This window comes from Solidesulfovibrio carbinoliphilus subsp. oakridgensis (genome assembly GCF_000177215.2).
Taxonomy (GTDB): Bacteria; Desulfobacterota; Desulfovibrionia; order Desulfovibrionales; family Desulfovibrionaceae; genus Solidesulfovibrio; species Solidesulfovibrio carbinoliphilus.
In genome coordinates, this window is record NZ_CM001368.1 from 1,372,982 (window position 1) to 1,387,121 (window position 14,140).

Consider the following 14,140-nt stretch of genomic DNA (forward strand, 5'->3'; position numbering starts at 1 on the left):
CAGAGCCTCTCCGGGCCGCCGGAGGCCTCTTCTCCTAAAAAATCAGCACCGTGAACCCGTCATCCGTGTACCGGGCCATGCCCGGGTGGCCGTGCATATCGTCCAAAAGCGGGAAGCCTTCGGCCACGGCCGCCTCCTGGGTGCCGAGCTGATGGGAGCAGGCCCGGCAGACGCCGGCAAAGAGCCCAAGCGCCTTGGTCTTTTCGAAAAGCGCGTGCAGATGGTTGCCGGGCTTGGCCAGTTCGGCCACGAGCCTGGTCGCCTCCCCTTCCAGGATGACCTGGACCTCGTAGCCTTTTTCCCGGAAATCGAGGGCGTTTAAAAGGACATGCACGAAACAGGACATGTCGCCCCGGAAGGCGAACAGGGCCATTTTTTTCATTTTCCTCTCCAGCGTGTTGCAGCTCTCCGATAGTGCTTCAGACCTTGCCGACCGGCGCGATATAGATCGTGAACTCGACCTCGCCATCAACGCCGAGGAGCGCGTCGGCCGCCTCCTGGTCGTAAGCGGCAATGGCGCAGGTGCCGGCGCCGATGGCCTGGCAGGCCAGGTACAGGTTCTGGCAGACGTGCCCAGCGTCCAGGGCGATGACTTTGTAGGAGGCCTCGGCGTAGCGCCATTCCATGCGTTCGGGGATGGTGGTCCAGAAGAAGGTGGCCGCCGCCTTGGCCGCGAACCGCTGGTCGAAGACGGCCTGGCGGACGCGCCCTTCCAGGTCGTCCGGCCGGCCCGCCTCGACGAGGGCGTGTTCCAGGGGCAGGTAGCGGTAGAGTCCCGGAGACAGGTCCTTGACGCGGAAGACGGCAAGATAGGTCTCCAGGGCGTGGCGACAGCCGGCCGAGGGCACGGTGCGGTAGGCGACGGCCGGCGTCGGCGGCTTGCGAAGACCCTGGGTGGCCCACAGCAGGAAGGCCAGTTCGTCCAGGGTCAGCGCCGTCGTCTCGAAGGCCCGGTGCGACACCCGGGCCGCGATGGCCTGCCTGACCGACACGTCGCCGATGCCGGTCCATTTTTCCGGCCGGGGCAAGGCCAGCAGGGCCGCCCCCGGCGGATACGGCTTTTGGAGCGGCGGCGCGGCCAGTCCTCGGCTCTGGGCCGTGGTGGAAAAGTCCACCATCTTGCGAATGCAATCCTTCAAGAAGAACTTCAAGTCATATTGCATGCCCTACTCCCTCCGAAAGCTTTCCCCACACACCTCGCCCGTCCCCGACCCCGCTTCCCTATCCTCCGCCCAGGGGGTCCGGGGGGATGATCCCCCCCGGCCGCCGGAGGCATCTTCCCTCTTTTCCCCCTATGCATACCCTTCCAAAATACCGGCCAACACGCCCATGTCCGGCTCGCGGGCGGCGAGCGGACCGGCCGGCACCGGCCCGAACGGCGGGCGGTCGTTTTTCCAGAGGACGCCGAGCGGAATCTTGTCCCCGAATTCCAGGGCCCGCTCCAGGGCGGCCACGCGGTCGGTCGGGTCGTGGCCGTCGCCAAGCTTGTAGCATCGCTCCTTGTACCACGGAAAGGTGTTGACCTTGTTGAAGGACACGCAGGGCTGGAGCACGTCGATCAGGGAGAAGCCGGGGTGGCGCACGCCCTGGACGATCAGGTCGGCCAGATGGTCGATCTCGCCGGCAAAGCCCCGGGCCACGAACCCGGCTCCCATGGTCACGGCCACGGCCATGGGGTTGAAGGGCTCCGACGGCGCGCCGTGGGGCTGGGTCTTGGTCTTCTGCCCTTGCATGGTGGTGGGGCTGGCCTGGCCCTTGGTCAGGCCATAAACCTGATTGTCGTGGACGATATAGGTGATGTCGATGTTGCGGCGGATGGCGGCCAGGAAGTGGTTGCCGCCCTCGCCGTAGGAGCAGCCGTCGCCGGATTCGGCGAACACGGTCAGGTCCGGATTGGCCAGCTTGATGCCGGTTGCGGCCGGCAGCGACCGGCCGTGCAGGCCGTTTAGGACGTTGGCCCGGATGTAGTGCGGGGCCTTGGCCGCCTGGCCGATGCCCGAGGAAAAGACCACCTTGTGCGGCGGCAGGTCGAGGGCGACCAGGGCCTGGACCACGGCCTTGCGGATGGGAAAGTTGCCGCAGCCGGGGCACCAGGCGGTTTCGAACTCACCGTAGTCGTTGGGGGTCACCATGGCGTTCTCCTACAGCCGTTCGAGGATGAAGGCCGCCGTGAAGGGCAGCCCGTCGTAGCGCCGGATGTGATGGTCGAAAACGTGGCCCGTGCCCTGGCGGATGCGCCCGGCCAGCTGGCCCGCGAAGTTGCCTTCGACCATGACCGTGCGGCCGGCCTGGGCGAAAAAGGGCAGAAACGTGTCCGGCGCCAGGGGAAAAACCTGGGAGAAGTGGAGCACGGCCGTTTTTTCGCCCCGGGCCGCCAGGCTGTCCGCCGCTTCCCGGGCCGCGCCCAGGGTCGAGCCCCAGCAGACGAGGAGCGTCGCGCCCTCGGCCTCGCCGTAGAGGTCGGGCGGCAGTACGGCTGCGGTCAGGCCGGCCAGTTTGCGCATCCGCTTGTCCTGCATGGCCACCCGCACGGACAGGTCCTCGGTGATGTGGCCGTCGGGCGTGTGCTCGTCGCTGTCGAGGACGACCGTCGCCTCGGTGAAGCCCGGCAAGAGGCGCGGCGAGACGCCGGAATCGGTGACGGCGTAGCGCTCGTACCCGGCCGGGTCGTCCACGGCCGTCAGCGGCCGGGCCACGGCCGGCAGGCCGGACAAGTCGAAGGGCCCCACGTCGCGGTAGGAATCGGCCAGGAACTGGTCGGTGAGGATAAAGGCCGGCGATTGGAACCGCTCGGCCGTGTCCACGGCCCGGTGGGCCAGGTGGAAGCACTGCTCCAGGCTGCCGGGGGCAAAGACGGCGCGCGGGAATTCCCCGTGCCCGGCGTAGACGACCAGATCGAGGTCGGCCTGTTCGGTGCGGGTGGGCAGGCCGGTGGCCGGGCCGGGGCGCTGGGCCACCACCAGGGTGACCGGCGTTTCGAGCATGCCGGCCAGGCTCGTGCCCTCGCACATAAGCGCAAAGCCGCCGCCGGCCGTCGAAACCATGGACCGGGCTCCGGCATAGGACGCGCCGATGGCCATGAGGATGGCCGCAATCTCGTCCTCGGCCTGCTCGGCCACCAGCCCCATGGCATCGGCGTGGTCGATCAGCGTCTGGATGACCGAAGTGCCGGGCGTCATGGGGTAAAACGAGCAGAAATTGACGCCTGCGGCCAGTCCGCCAAGGGCGATGGCGTCGTTGCCGTGCATGACCAGCCGCTTCTCCCGGCGCGCGGCCGGCGGCAGGCAGGCGAACGGCGCCTTCTGGGCCGCGGTCCAGTCCAGGGCCGCCTTGAAAACCGCGATGTTGGCCGCAACGACCTCGTCGCCTTTCCTGGTGAATTTTTCGGTGATCAGATCGGTCACGAACGACGGATCCAGACACAGGAGGGAGCTTAAGACGCCAAGCGCGGCCGTGTTTTCGTACAGCGGCTTGGGACAAAGCTCCTGGTAGGGGATGGCGAGGCCCGGCAGGCCGGCGAGGCCGGTGCGGGCGTCGGCCAAAACGAGCCCCCTGCCCGTCAGCCGGTCTTGGTGGCGCGGCACGGTGTCGGCGGACAGGGCCACGAGCAGGTCGATGGCCTCGATGGGGGCCTCGGGAACGCTGTTGCCGGTGCGGATGGCGAAGGTGTTATGCCCGCCCCGGATGCGGGACTGGTAGTCCTGGGTGACCACCACGCCGTAGCCGGCCCGGACGAGTCCCCGGGCCAGGAATTCGCCGATGGTGGCCAGCCCCTGGCCGGCTTCGCCGCCGATGACGATATTACTGGTTGTTTCGGCCATGCGCTGCCGCTCCTTGGCGGCAAAAAGCAAGGCCGCCCACGACGGGCGGGGCGGCCTTGCGAGGGTCTGCGAGGTTGTTGCCGGTGCGGGCTAGGCCCCCGTGGTCGGCGGGACGAAGACCCGGGCGGCCAGGTCCTTGTCGAGCATGAACGCCCCGCCCGGGGTCTGGTCCACGAGCTTGAGCTTGGAGATGACGTCGGCCACGCTCGCCTCCTCCTCCACCTGCTCGTCGATGAACCACTTGAGGAACGAAGCCGTGCCGTGGTCTTTTTCTTCCAAGGCCAGGTCCATCAGCTTATAGATGCGGGCCGTGACGCCTTGTTCGTGGGAAAGCGCCTCTTCGAACACGGCCAGCGGCGAGGCCCAGTCGTGGGGCGGAGCCTCGATGGCCTGGAGAATGACCCGGCCTCCCCGCTCGACGATGTAGTTATAGAACTTCTGGGCGTGGAATTTCTCCTCCTGGTCCTGGACATGCATCCAGTTGGCGAATCCCATCAGTCCCTTGTCCTCGAAATAGGTGGCCATGGACACGTACAGGTAGGCGGAATAGAGTTCCCAGTGCACCTGGTCGTTGATGGCCTTTTCCATGGTCTTCGAGAGCACGGGTTAGTCCTTTTTCCACAAGCCGTGGATGTTGCAGTATTCGCGCGCCGTGACCGAGGCGGCCTCGACGCAGAACGTCGCTTCAGGAGCCTGGCCGGGTTTCAGGAAGGCGCGGTAGGTTTTGCCGTCCGCGATCAGCTCGATCCACTCGATGTAGTGCTTCTCTTCCATGGGATGGGGGGCCGAGCCGACCTTGACCAGATAGCCCTTGTCGGTCTTCTCGATCACGGGGACGTGCTTTTCCTTGGCCCCGTCGCTGGTGTTCTCGGTCATGAGCTTCATGTTCTGGCCGCAGCAGACAAGGTCGCCGTCGCCGGCATGGAGGACTTCGACGATATTGCCGCACACTTCGCACTTGTAGATTTCCAGCTGTTTCGCCATGAGTCGTTCTCCTTGTAAAGCCCCGATGGTCCGTTGGTTCGTGAGCACTGCCGGGGCGGGTCCGGCCCACACGGGACATGCGATATCTTCTCCACACATAAAGCATTTCCGGGCCCCTTGCGCAACCCCCGCGTCCGGGACAAAGCGGCAGCAGAGGTAAAGATATCGCCAAACCGGCCGATGACGTGGGACAGGAAGCCCAAACGGGCCCAGGGGGAAACGATGGAACATTGGCGAAAATCCGCAGCCGTGGCCGCACTGGCCGCCTTGTTGGGGATGGGGGGTCCGGTCTGGCCGCACACGGCCGAAGCCGGGCAGCCGGCCCCCCTGCCGACCCAGATCCCCATCCGCGACATCAGCGCCCCGCCGACGCCGTCCACGCCGGCGAAAGTCTTTGCGCCAAAGCCGGCCCACCGGCCCCACAAGCGGAAAAAACCGGCCCGCCGTCCTGTCAGGCATCCGGTCCCGCGCCCGGCGCCGGAGCAAAAGGCCGCCCGGCCGACTGGCAATCCGGCCACGCCGAAACTCGAACAGCGGTTCGAAGCGCCCACGGAATCCATTTTCCCCCTGGGGCCGGAGCCGGCCCCGGCCGCCGCTCCGGCCCCGGGCGGCAAACCCGGTCCCGTGGAATTCCCGCCGGAACCGGCCCCGGCCCCGAAACCCGCCCCCAATCCGGCCCCGGCCGCCGCCCCGGGCACCGCTCCGGGCCCGGCCCAATAACGTGAGGAGACCGGCCATGAATCCCTCTGTCCTTCGCTGCCTGCCGCTGACGTTCCTGGTGGCCTTTGCGCCGCTTCTGATGGGCGCGCTGTGCGGTTCCGGCACCCCGCCCCCGCCGCCCCAGTACCCGGACGTGGCCATGGCCATGGCCGCCGACCTCGACCGCCAGCTCGGCCCGCGCCTCGGCATGGGCTCCCCGGGCAACAGCCGGGGGCTTTACTGGGTGGTGGTCACCACCCCGGCGGAACTCTCCGCCCTGGACCGGGCCTCGCCCCTGGCCCGGCTCTTCGGCCAGGAGTTGTCCTCCGCCCTGGTGGCCATGGGCTACAACGTCCAGGAGATACGCAAGGCCAGCGACATCATTTTCAGCCGCGGCCAGGGCGAATTCACGCTCACCCGCGACACCCGGGCCCTGGCCGCCTCCCGGGCCACGGCCACCCTTGTCGTGGCCGGCACCTACATCGTCACCCCGGGCGGCGTCCGGTTCAACATCGAGGTGATGGACGCCCGAAACAACAACATCGTGGCCATGACGAGCCGCACCCTGCCCATGGACGCCACCGTCGGAGCGCTGGCCGGCGGCGGAGCGGCCTACGTCTCCCCCACCGTGGCCACCACCGATCCCGCGACGTTTGCCCGCGAAATGATGCCCTACTCCATGGCCCGCCACTGGTAGGGCCGGGCCGGCGCCCCCCGGGACGGTCCGATCCCGGGGGCCCGGGCGGTCGGGACGCGAAGCCGCCTTGCCAGGACCATCGCCATCCCCTATGATTCCCCGGACGTATCGGGAAAAGAGGATGGCAGCATGACCGACTCCCGCCATGTCCTTGTCGTCGAGGACAGCCGCGTCCAGGCCAAGATCATCAGCCAACACATCGGGCAGGCCACGCCCTTTCCGACCATCGTGGCCCACAGCCTGGCCGAGGCCATGGAAGCCATGACGACCAAGCGGAAAGGGATCTTCGTGGCCATTCTCGACCGCAACCTGCCCGACGACCCGGAAGGGCGCATCGTTTCCATCGCCAAATCCCTGCAAATACCGACCGTGGTCATGACGGCCACCTTCAACGAGGAGGTCCGCCAGCAGCTCCTCGATGACAATGTGGTGGATTATTTCCTGAAAAGCCTGTCGGAGATGACGGCCATGGAGCGGCTGATCGAACGGCTTTACAAGAACCAGTTCGTGACGGCCCTGGTCGCCGACGACTCCAAGCTCTTCCGGCTGCACATGACCTCGCTTTTAAAAAACCTGAACGTCAAGGCGCTGACCGCCGAAGACGGCCGCGAAGCCCTCGAGGTCCTCGGGCAAAACCCGGATATCAGCCTGGTCATCACCGACTACAACATGCCAAACCTCGACGGTTTCGCCCTGGTGGAGGAGATCCGGGCCACCCACCCCAAGGACAAGCTGGCCATCATCGGCGTGTCGGCCGAGGGCGGGGCCCAGACCGTCAAATTCCTCAAGGTCGGGGCCAACGATTTCCTGGTCAAGCCCGTCCAGGTCGAGGAATTCACCTGCCGGGTCAACCAGCAGCTCGACATGCTGGAAATCCTGGCCGGCTTCAGGGAATGCCGGGACAAGGCCGGATACTGAAGACATCCGAGGCAAGGCCCGCCGCTTGCCGCCCCCGCCGCCGGATCGTCTTGGCGGCGGCGCTGGCCGTCCTTGGTCTGGCGGCCTGCCTCGGGCTCCTCTGGGCCACGGCCCGGCCGCCCTTTCCCCTGTCCGCCCTGTCCCCGGCCCCGTCCACGGTGGTCGCGGCCCGAAACGGCCTGCCGTTGCGCCTTTTTCTGGCCCCGGACCAGTCCTGGCGCTTTCCGGTGCGCCTCGGCACCGTCTCGCCCCTTTTGCCGCGCCTGGTCGTCGCGGCCGAGGACAAGCGTTTTTTCCGCCACCCCGGGGTCGATCCCCTGGCCCTTGGCCGGGCCGCCGTCGCAAACCTCCTGTCCGGCCGGGTCGTCTCCGGCGGCTCCACCCTGACCATGCAGCTGGCCCGCCTCGCCCGACCGCGTCCCCGGACGTTTGCCGCCAAGGTCGAAGAGGCGCTGGCCGCCCTGGCCCTGGAACGGCATCTCTCCAAGGAGGCCATCCTCGAACGCTACCTCTCCATGGCTCCCTACGGCGGCAACATCGTGGGCGTGGGCGCGGCCAGCACCTTTTATTTCGGCAAGACCCCGGACCGGCTGTCCCTGGCCGAGGCCGCGTTACTCACCGTCCTGCCCCGCTCCCCCCTGCGCCTGGACCCCGTCCGCCACCCCACGGCGGCCAAGGCCGCCCGGGACAGGCTCCTGGCCGCCCTGGCCCGCCGGGGCGTGGTGACGGCCGAGGCCGCGGCCGAGGCTTCCCGGGCTCCCTTGCCGACGGCCCTGGCCGATCCGCCGTTTGTGGCCCCGCAGTTCTGCCAACTGGCCCGGGAACTGGCCGGGCCGGCCCCCCGGATCGACACCACGCTTGACCCCTCGGCCCAGAAGGCGGTCACGGACATCCTGCGCGGCCGCAAGGCTTGGCTGGCCGGGCAGGGCATCGGCGCCGTGGCCGCCGTGGTCCTCGACGCCTCCTCCCGCGAGGTCCTGGCCATGGTCGGGTCCACGGACTATTTCGGCGACACCCGCTTCGGCCAGATCAACGGCGCCACCATCCGCCGGTCGCCCGGCTCGGCCCTCAAACCCTTTCTCTACGCCATGGCCCTGGACAAGGGGCTGGTCTTTCCCCAGAGCCTGCTCCTCGACATCCCCACCGGCTTCGCCGGCTACAGCCCCAAGAACTACGACGGCCACTTCCGGGGCCGGGTGACCATGGAGCAGGCGCTCGTCACCTCGCTCAACGTCCCGGCGGTGCGGCTCTTAAACGACGTGGGCCCGGCCTCCTTCCTCGACCTCCTGCGCCGGGGGGGAATCACCACCCTCGACCGGCCGGCCGGGCACTACGGCCTGTCCCTGGTCCTTGGCGGCGGCGAGGTGACGCTTCTCTCCCTGGCCGGCCTCTACGCCGACCTGGCCGGCGGCGGCGAACACCGGCCGCCCCGGCTCCTGGCCGGCCGGGACGGCCCGGGGACGCGCCTTTTCTCGGCCGAGGCCTGCGCGCTCGTCACCGAGACGCTTGCCAAGGTGGAGCGGCCGGATCTCCCCTCCTCGTGGGAGCGGGCCCTGGCCGTGCCGGCCGTGGCCTGGAAGACCGGCACCTCCTACGGCCACCGCGACGCCTGGGCCCTGGGCTACAGCGCCGACCGGGTCATCGGCGTCTGGGTCGGCAACATGGACGGCGCGCCGGTCAAGGGCATCTCCGGCGCGGTCCACGTCGGACCGATCCTCTTCGAGCTTTTCCGGGCCGTGGAGGCCCACGGCTCCAGGCTCGCCACGGCGCAGGGCCTCAACCTCCGCGAGATCGAGGTCTGCGCCGACAGCCGCCAGCTGCCCGGCCCCGACTGCCCGCGCCACGTCACGGCCAAAATCATCCCCGGCGTGACCAGGCTCGGCCCCTGCCCGGTCCACCGCCGGCTCCTGGTCGATGCGGCCACCGGCCGGACGCTTTCCGGGGACTGCCTGGAGACCCGGGAGGCCAAACCCGTGGTCGTGGCCCGGTATCCGGCCGAGCTGGTGTCCTGGTGGCGGGCGTCGGGCATCCCCTTCGAAGAGCCGCCCGAGCCCGAGCCGGGGTGCGGGGCCCCGGCGGGCGAGGGGCCGCGCATCGTGTCGCCGAGTTCGGCCACGCCCTACGTCTTTCGCCGCGACGCGCCGGCCGAATTCCAGCGCATCGCGCTTTTGGCCGACGTTCCGGCTGGCAGCAGGCGGCTTTCCTGGTATGTGGACGGGGAGCTGGCCGCCCAGGGGCTCCCCGGGGAGCGGCTCTTCTGGCAACCAAGCCCGGGCGCGCACCGGCTGGTCGTGGCTGACGACCAGGGTCGGGCCGACGCCGTGACCGTGCGCGTGGAATAACGAAGAAGGAGACGACATGAGCGCCATTCTGGATTTTTCGATCTTCCCGCTGGACAAGGGCGAAAGCCTGTCCGCCTACGTGGCCAAGGCCGTGCGCATCGTCAGGGAAAGCGGCCTGCCCTACGTCTTTTCCCCCATGTCGACCAGCATCGAGGGCGACTGGGACGAGGTGCTGGCCGTGGTCACCCGCTGCAAGGAGGAACTGGAAAAGGACTGCCGCCGCATCCACGTGGCCATGCGCGTGGACTGGCGCGACGGCCCGTCGGGACGGCTTGCTGCCAAAATCCGGTCCGTCGAGGACAAGCTGGCTTCCGGGTCCTAGACTGGTGGACGGCAATGGCGCCCTCGACCAGGACGCCGCCGCCGTCGATCGGGCGACACAAGGCGGCATTGGCGTTGCCATTTTCGCCTGCCGGGTGTATCTCGGCGACAACGTGGCTTTTTCCGGGCCGTGACCACGACGCTCCCCCCACGCAGGCGTCGTACAGCAACCACCACGAGGAGCATGCCATGGGCAACCAGCCGACAGACCTTGACCTCAGCATATACTTCCACAGCTTTCTCTTCCTGGTCTTCATCCTGGTGCTGGCCCGTCTGCACTGGAAGATGGATTCCGTGCCGCGCCTGATCCTGGTGGCAATCAAATATATCGCGATATCCTTTATTTTCCTTTTCCTGTTCCTCAACTGGGCCAGCGACGTCAACCCGAGCCTGCGAAACGGCAGCCTCTACATCATTACGGCCATCAACTTCTACATGCTCTGGTCCGTGATCGTCACCGCCTTCGAATACCCCTATCGCAAGGCCCTCAAAGGCTGCGTGACCGACGTCTGCACCGGCCTGGACCTCGAAAACGCCTTCTCCACCGGGACCCGGTATTACAAGTTCCGCTACTTCTGGACGTCGCTGACAAGCGGCATCTCGCCCTGGAAGTTCACCCACGCCGTGGCCGCGGAACGGACCCGAAACGACCTGCACCATCTGTTTGTGAGCCTCGACCCCGAGGCTTCCATTTTCGGCTCCCGACTCTACGCCCAGTTCCTGCGCCACCAACTGGCCCAGGAGAAGGGGCTCCCCCCGGAAAAACGCGTCGTCGCCGAAAAGACCATCGACGCCCTGGAAAACGACAAGTGGCTGCGGGAGCAGACCACCCAGTTCCTGGACCACCTGCTCGCCAATCCCGAGGAACTGCTCGAAACGGGCCTCAAGGAATCGTTGCGCCACGAGGGCCGGCTGGCCTAGTGTGGCGTTCGCTGAAAAATATGCTCATATTTTTTAGAAAAAAATAATTATTTAAATACTTTATTATCGAAATTCGTATGCACGAATTTCGAGAACGCCACACGAGGCGCGCCGCCGCGCCCAGGCCGGGACGGAAAGGAGGAAGCCGGTTGCGCGCCAAACGCGGCGGATGGCTCCTCGGACTTTTCGTCCTGGCTCTGGCCTTGGCCCTTGCGGCCGGCCCGTCCGCGCCGGCCTGGGCCGGCTGCCGTCCCGAGCGTCTCGCCATCGCCGTGGACGCCGGGCACGGCCCGAGGCTCCCCGGGGCCACGAGCGCCACGGGCGCGCCTGAATACGACTTCAATTTCCGGCTGGCCCGGCAGGTCGTAGCCGCCGTGCAGGCCGCCGGCTTTCCCCGCACCGTTCTCCTCGACCCGGTCGGCCGGGACCTCGCGCCAACGGCCCGGGCCAAGGCCGCGAACGCGGCCGGGGCCGGGCTCCTCGTCTCCATCCACCACGACGCGGCCCAGCCGCAATTCCTGGAAACCTGGACCGTCGCCGGCCAGACCCGCCGCTTTTGCGACCGGTTCGCCGGCTACTCGGTCTTTTATTCCGGGAAAAACCGGCACGCGGCCGCAAGCCTCGCCCTGGCCCGGCTCCTTGGCCGGGAGATGCGCCGGGCCGGCTTTGCCTTCACCCGCCACCACGCCGCCGACATCCCGGGCGAACGCCGCCCGCTCGTGGACGACACGGCCGGCGTCTACCGCTACGACGGGCTGGCCGTGCTGCGCGAAGCCGCCATGCCGGCCGTGCTGCTGGAAGCCGGCGTCATCGTCAACCGGGCGGAAGAGGCCGAGCTGGCCGGCCCGGACCGGCAGCGGCGCACCGCCGAAGCCGTGGCGACGGCCGTCGCGACTTGGTGCGCCGAGCAACGTTGACAGGAGAAAAAGGATGCCTCCGGCGGCCGGGGGGAATGATTCCCCCCGGACCCCCTCAAAGGGAGGAAGGGACCGGGGGTGTGAGGGAAGGACCGGGGAACCGGGGGAAGGCACAAGGAACGGGAAAGGGACCCCGGCAACGCCGGTTGCCGACAGTGTGAGCCTACCCCAAGGCTCTGCCGGGCCGTGCCGGCTAGGCCTCGGTGGCCAGCCGTTCCCAGGCCAGGGCCCGGGCCCGTTCGGCCAGCTGCAGCATCTCGGGCTTGGAAATCTGGTCATCCGCGCCCACGGCCTCGCCCTTGTGGCGCAGGCTGTCGGTGATGAGCGACGAGAAAAGGATCACCGGCAGCTTTTTGAGGACCGGGTCCTCCTTGACCTTGCGGGTCAGGCTGTGCCCGTCCATGGCCGGCATCTCGATGTCGGACACCAGGATGTGCACGAAATCCGTGATGGGCTGTTCCCCGGCGGCGGCCGCCGCCTTCCATTCCATGAGCTGGTCCCAGGCGATGCGGCCGTTGATGGTCCGGGTCACCTCGAAGCCGGCCTTCTCGAGCGACGAGCCGATCATCCGGCGGATGGTGGTGGAATCGTCGGCAATGAGCGCCTTGAAAACCATGTCCTTGTCCGGAAGCGTCTTGCGGCGCTCGACAAAGACCTCCGCGTCGAGCTCCTTGAGGGCCAGGCCGGGATTCAGTTCGGCCACGATCTTTTCCATGTCGAGGATGAAGACCACCCGCTTGTCGAGCTGGACCACGCCGGTGACGGAATTGGCGGAATAGATCTGGACCTGGATGCTCGGCGGCTCGATCTGCTCCCAGCTCAGGCGGTGGATGCGCGTGACGCCGGATACCCGGAAAGCGCTGACCACCCGGTTGAATTCCGTGACCACCACCTTGTCCGAGTCGTTGGCCCCCTTGTCCTTGCCGAGCCACAAGGCCAGATCGACCAGCGGCACCACCTTGTCGCGCAGGTTGAAGGTGCCAAGGACGCAGGGGTGCGGCGTCTGCGGCATCTCCGTCACCCTGGGCAGGCGGATGATCTCCAGGACCTTGGCCACGTTGACGCCGTAGTAGCCCACGTAGTTCTTCCCGGAGGGCGTGGGCTCCTCCAGGTAGAATTCCACGATCTCGAGTTCGTTGGTGCCGGATTCAAGGAGGATGTTCGTATTGCTCATGTCGCTTGGGCTCCGGGGCGGACGGTGGGACGGCGGGGTCCTTCTGGAAACGATGGTCTGTCAATCTAAGCCGTTGTCCGAGAAAAAGGCAAGGCCGTCTCCCGTCGGGGAGCGCAGAGCAAGGCGAGGAGGGCGGGAGTTCTTGCAGAGGTCCGCTTCTTCAAATTGCCCGGCACGGCCGGTCGGAAACCGGAACGGACTGTGGCATGCGCGTGTGACGTTTGCGTGGCGCTTGGCCGCGCCTGATGCGGGGACGAAACAGTCGGTCGGGAACCTGCTGTTGCGGACAGCCGCAACGGCCGCGGCCTCTAGAACTTGCCGTCCAGGATGAGATGGGAAAAGTAGCCGAGCACCGTGGCCAGGTAATACGGAACAAAGGGTTGCCAGGGCAGCCCCAGGAGCACCATGGGCGCGACCAGGACCGAGGCCGGAATGAGGATGGCCGCCCACCACGAATGCGTCCAGCCCCGGTGCGAGCCGATGGCCGGCAGCAAGGCGCAAAAGCCGAGGATGGCCGCGTAGCGGTACTGTTGCTTGTAGATGAGGAAGATGTCGACGAGCAGGGCCGCGCCGTAAAAAAAGCGGCGCCCTTTGGAGTCGGTGTCCACATCCGGGAAAAGGCCGCCCAAAATCGAAAAAATCCCGAGGCAGACCATGGATTCGAAATTCGGGCGGTAGAAGCCAAGCCAGTAGATCCCGGCCACCGCCACCCCCGTCACCGCAGCCGCGCCGGCCATGTGCGTCTTGTAACCCGGCATGGAGAGCCTCCTAGCATCGCCGCCCGTCCCTTGCAAGAAGGGGCGGCCCTTCTTGACGCGGCCCGCGCCGGCCGGCTACCTACCACACTTTCCCAACACGAACCTCCGGAAGTACCATGTCCGCCAAACACACCCTGTCCGCCCTGACCCTGGCCCTTGCGGCCGCCCTGGTCCTGGCCGCCGCCCCGCTGCGCGCCGCAGGCCCCACGGTCGAGCTGTTCGTCACCAGCTGGTGCCCCTACTGCTCCAAGGCCAAGGCCTATTTCCAGGCCAAGGGCATCGCCTACACCGCCTACGACATCGAGAAGGACCCGGCCGCGGCCAAGCGGTTCCAGCAATACGGCCAGCGCGGCGTGCCCCTGGTCGTCATCGGCACCACCGCCATTCCCGGCTACTCCGTGGCCGAATACGACAAGGCGCTGGCCGCCGCCCAGACGGCCCCGGCCCATTCGAAGACCGTCACCGCGCCCTAGCTCCAACCCTTCGCGCGGCCCCCGGACCCAATGTGCGGAAACGGGCGCCTGCCCATGGCGCATCGACGCGCAACTCGCTAAAAGGACGCCACGCACCATTCGCCGCCTGAAGCGG

General features: G+C 67.4%; 16 protein-coding genes. 8 read left to right on the forward strand and 8 right to left on the reverse strand.

What is annotated here, in order from left to right:
* Positions 1-34 precede the first annotated feature (34 nt).
* The 6 genes from DFW101_RS06150 to DFW101_RS06175 form a co-directional block, all read right to left on the reverse strand.
* Entirely contained in the window at positions 35-382 is a 348-nt protein-coding gene (locus DFW101_RS06150; protein WP_009108014.1) for a hypothetical protein, read from the reverse strand.
* Positions 383-419: 37 nt separating this feature from the next.
* Entirely contained in the window at positions 420-1,163 is a 744-nt protein-coding gene (locus DFW101_RS06155) for a SagB/ThcOx family dehydrogenase (RefSeq protein ID WP_009180649.1), read from the reverse strand.
* A 129-nt stretch (positions 1,164-1,292) separates the two neighbouring features.
* Positions 1,293-2,132 (reverse strand): 2-oxoacid:ferredoxin oxidoreductase subunit beta, encoded by an 840-nt coding sequence (locus tag DFW101_RS06160; protein WP_009180650.1) that lies wholly within the window; start codon positions 2,130-2,132, stop codon positions 1,293-1,295.
* Positions 2,133-2,141: 9 nt separating this feature from the next.
* Positions 2,142-3,821 carry a 2-oxoacid:acceptor oxidoreductase subunit alpha gene (locus tag DFW101_RS06165; protein ID WP_009180651.1) on the reverse strand — a complete coding sequence of 560 codons (1,680 nt, stop codon included), beginning with the start codon at positions 3,819-3,821 and terminating at the stop codon, positions 2,142-2,144.
* 90 nt (positions 3,822-3,911) lie between these two features.
* Complete coding sequence (locus DFW101_RS06170) at positions 3,912-4,424, reverse strand: ferritin (protein ID WP_009180652.1); 513 nt, start codon at positions 4,422-4,424, stop codon at positions 3,912-3,914.
* A gap of 3 nt (positions 4,425-4,427) precedes the next feature.
* Positions 4,428-4,805 carry a desulfoferrodoxin gene (locus tag DFW101_RS06175; RefSeq protein WP_009180653.1) on the reverse strand — a complete coding sequence of 126 codons (378 nt, stop codon included), beginning with the start codon at positions 4,803-4,805 and terminating at the stop codon, positions 4,428-4,430.
* 222 nt (positions 4,806-5,027) lie between these two features.
* Here DFW101_RS06175 and DFW101_RS06180 point away from each other — a divergent pair, with 222 nt between their 5' ends.
* The 7 genes from DFW101_RS06180 to DFW101_RS06210 all read left to right on the forward strand — a co-directional run bounded on the left by DFW101_RS06180 (position 5,028) and on the right by DFW101_RS06210 (position 11,620).
* Positions 5,028-5,525, forward strand: a complete 498-nt coding sequence (locus DFW101_RS06180) for a hypothetical protein (RefSeq protein ID WP_009180654.1) — start codon at positions 5,028-5,030, stop codon at positions 5,523-5,525.
* Positions 5,526-5,541: 16 nt separating this feature from the next.
* Positions 5,542-6,201: a FlgO family outer membrane protein gene (locus DFW101_RS06185; protein ID WP_009180655.1), complete on the forward strand. Its 660-nt coding sequence runs from the start codon at positions 5,542-5,544 to the stop codon at positions 6,199-6,201.
* Positions 6,202-6,330: 129 nt separating this feature from the next.
* On the forward strand, positions 6,331-7,119 hold the full coding sequence (locus DFW101_RS06190) for a response regulator (RefSeq protein ID WP_009180656.1): 789 nt from the start codon (positions 6,331-6,333) through the stop codon (positions 7,117-7,119).
* Positions 7,120-7,169: 50 nt separating this feature from the next.
* Entirely contained in the window at positions 7,170-9,461 is a 2,292-nt protein-coding gene (gene pbpC / locus DFW101_RS06195; RefSeq protein WP_009180657.1) for a penicillin-binding protein 1C, read from the forward strand.
* A 16-nt stretch (positions 9,462-9,477) separates the two neighbouring features.
* Positions 9,478-9,783, forward strand: coding sequence for an MTH1187 family thiamine-binding protein (locus DFW101_RS06200; RefSeq protein ID WP_009180658.1), 306 nt, complete (start codon positions 9,478-9,480; stop codon positions 9,781-9,783).
* A gap of 188 nt (positions 9,784-9,971) precedes the next feature.
* Complete coding sequence (locus tag DFW101_RS06205) at positions 9,972-10,703, forward strand: hypothetical protein (protein ID WP_009180659.1); 732 nt, start codon at positions 9,972-9,974, stop codon at positions 10,701-10,703.
* 149 nt (positions 10,704-10,852) lie between these two features.
* Entirely contained in the window at positions 10,853-11,620 is a 768-nt protein-coding gene (locus tag DFW101_RS06210; RefSeq protein ID WP_009180660.1) for an N-acetylmuramoyl-L-alanine amidase, read from the forward strand.
* Between the two features lie 193 nt (positions 11,621-11,813).
* Here DFW101_RS06210 and DFW101_RS06215 read toward each other — a convergent pair whose 3' ends face one another.
* Both DFW101_RS06215 and DFW101_RS06220 read right to left on the reverse strand, forming a co-directional pair.
* Entirely contained in the window at positions 11,814-12,794 is a 981-nt protein-coding gene (locus tag DFW101_RS06215) for a chemotaxis protein (protein ID WP_009180661.1), read from the reverse strand.
* A gap of 308 nt (positions 12,795-13,102) precedes the next feature.
* Complete coding sequence (locus tag DFW101_RS06220; RefSeq protein ID WP_009180662.1) at positions 13,103-13,552, reverse strand: metal-dependent hydrolase; 450 nt, start codon at positions 13,550-13,552, stop codon at positions 13,103-13,105.
* Positions 13,553-13,668: 116 nt separating this feature from the next.
* Between DFW101_RS06220 and DFW101_RS06225 the strand changes: the two genes are divergently transcribed.
* The gene (locus DFW101_RS06225; RefSeq protein WP_009180663.1) at positions 13,669-14,025 is read left to right on the forward strand and encodes a glutaredoxin family protein; all 357 of its coding nucleotides are present in this window, start codon (positions 13,669-13,671) and stop codon (positions 14,023-14,025) included.
* The last annotated feature ends 115 nt before the right edge of the window (positions 14,026-14,140 follow it).

Excerpts from the sequence above, each read along its gene's own strand:
- DFW101_RS06200 (WP_009180658.1), top strand. The coding sequence starts at position 9,478 with ATGAGCGCCATTCTGGATTTTTCGATCTTCCCGCTGGACAAGGGCGAA.
- DFW101_RS06165 (WP_009180651.1), bottom strand. The coding sequence starts at position 3,821 with ATGGCCGAAACAACCAGTAATATCGTCATCGGCGGCGAAGCCGGCCAG.
- DFW101_RS06190 (WP_009180656.1), top strand. The coding sequence starts at position 6,331 with ATGACCGACTCCCGCCATGTCCTTGTCGTCGAGGACAGCCGCGTCCAG.
- DFW101_RS06185 (WP_009180655.1), top strand. The coding sequence starts at position 5,542 with ATGAATCCCTCTGTCCTTCGCTGCCTGCCGCTGACGTTCCTGGTGGCC.
- DFW101_RS06150 (WP_009108014.1), bottom strand. The coding sequence starts at position 382 with ATGAAAAAAATGGCCCTGTTCGCCTTCCGGGGCGACATGTCCTGTTTC.
- DFW101_RS06160 (WP_009180650.1), bottom strand. The coding sequence starts at position 2,132 with ATGGTGACCCCCAACGACTACGGTGAGTTCGAAACCGCCTGGTGCCCC.
- DFW101_RS06220 (WP_009180662.1), bottom strand. The coding sequence starts at position 13,552 with ATGCCGGGTTACAAGACGCACATGGCCGGCGCGGCTGCGGTGACGGGG.
- DFW101_RS06225 (WP_009180663.1), top strand. The coding sequence starts at position 13,669 with ATGTCCGCCAAACACACCCTGTCCGCCCTGACCCTGGCCCTTGCGGCC.
- DFW101_RS06180 (WP_009180654.1), top strand. The coding sequence starts at position 5,028 with ATGGAACATTGGCGAAAATCCGCAGCCGTGGCCGCACTGGCCGCCTTG.
- DFW101_RS06155 (WP_009180649.1), bottom strand. The coding sequence starts at position 1,163 with ATGCAATATGACTTGAAGTTCTTCTTGAAGGATTGCATTCGCAAGATG.
- DFW101_RS06215 (WP_009180661.1), bottom strand. The coding sequence starts at position 12,794 with ATGAGCAATACGAACATCCTCCTTGAATCCGGCACCAACGAACTCGAG.
- DFW101_RS06205 (WP_009180659.1), top strand. The coding sequence starts at position 9,972 with ATGGGCAACCAGCCGACAGACCTTGACCTCAGCATATACTTCCACAGC.
- DFW101_RS06175 (WP_009180653.1), bottom strand. The coding sequence starts at position 4,805 with ATGGCGAAACAGCTGGAAATCTACAAGTGCGAAGTGTGCGGCAATATC.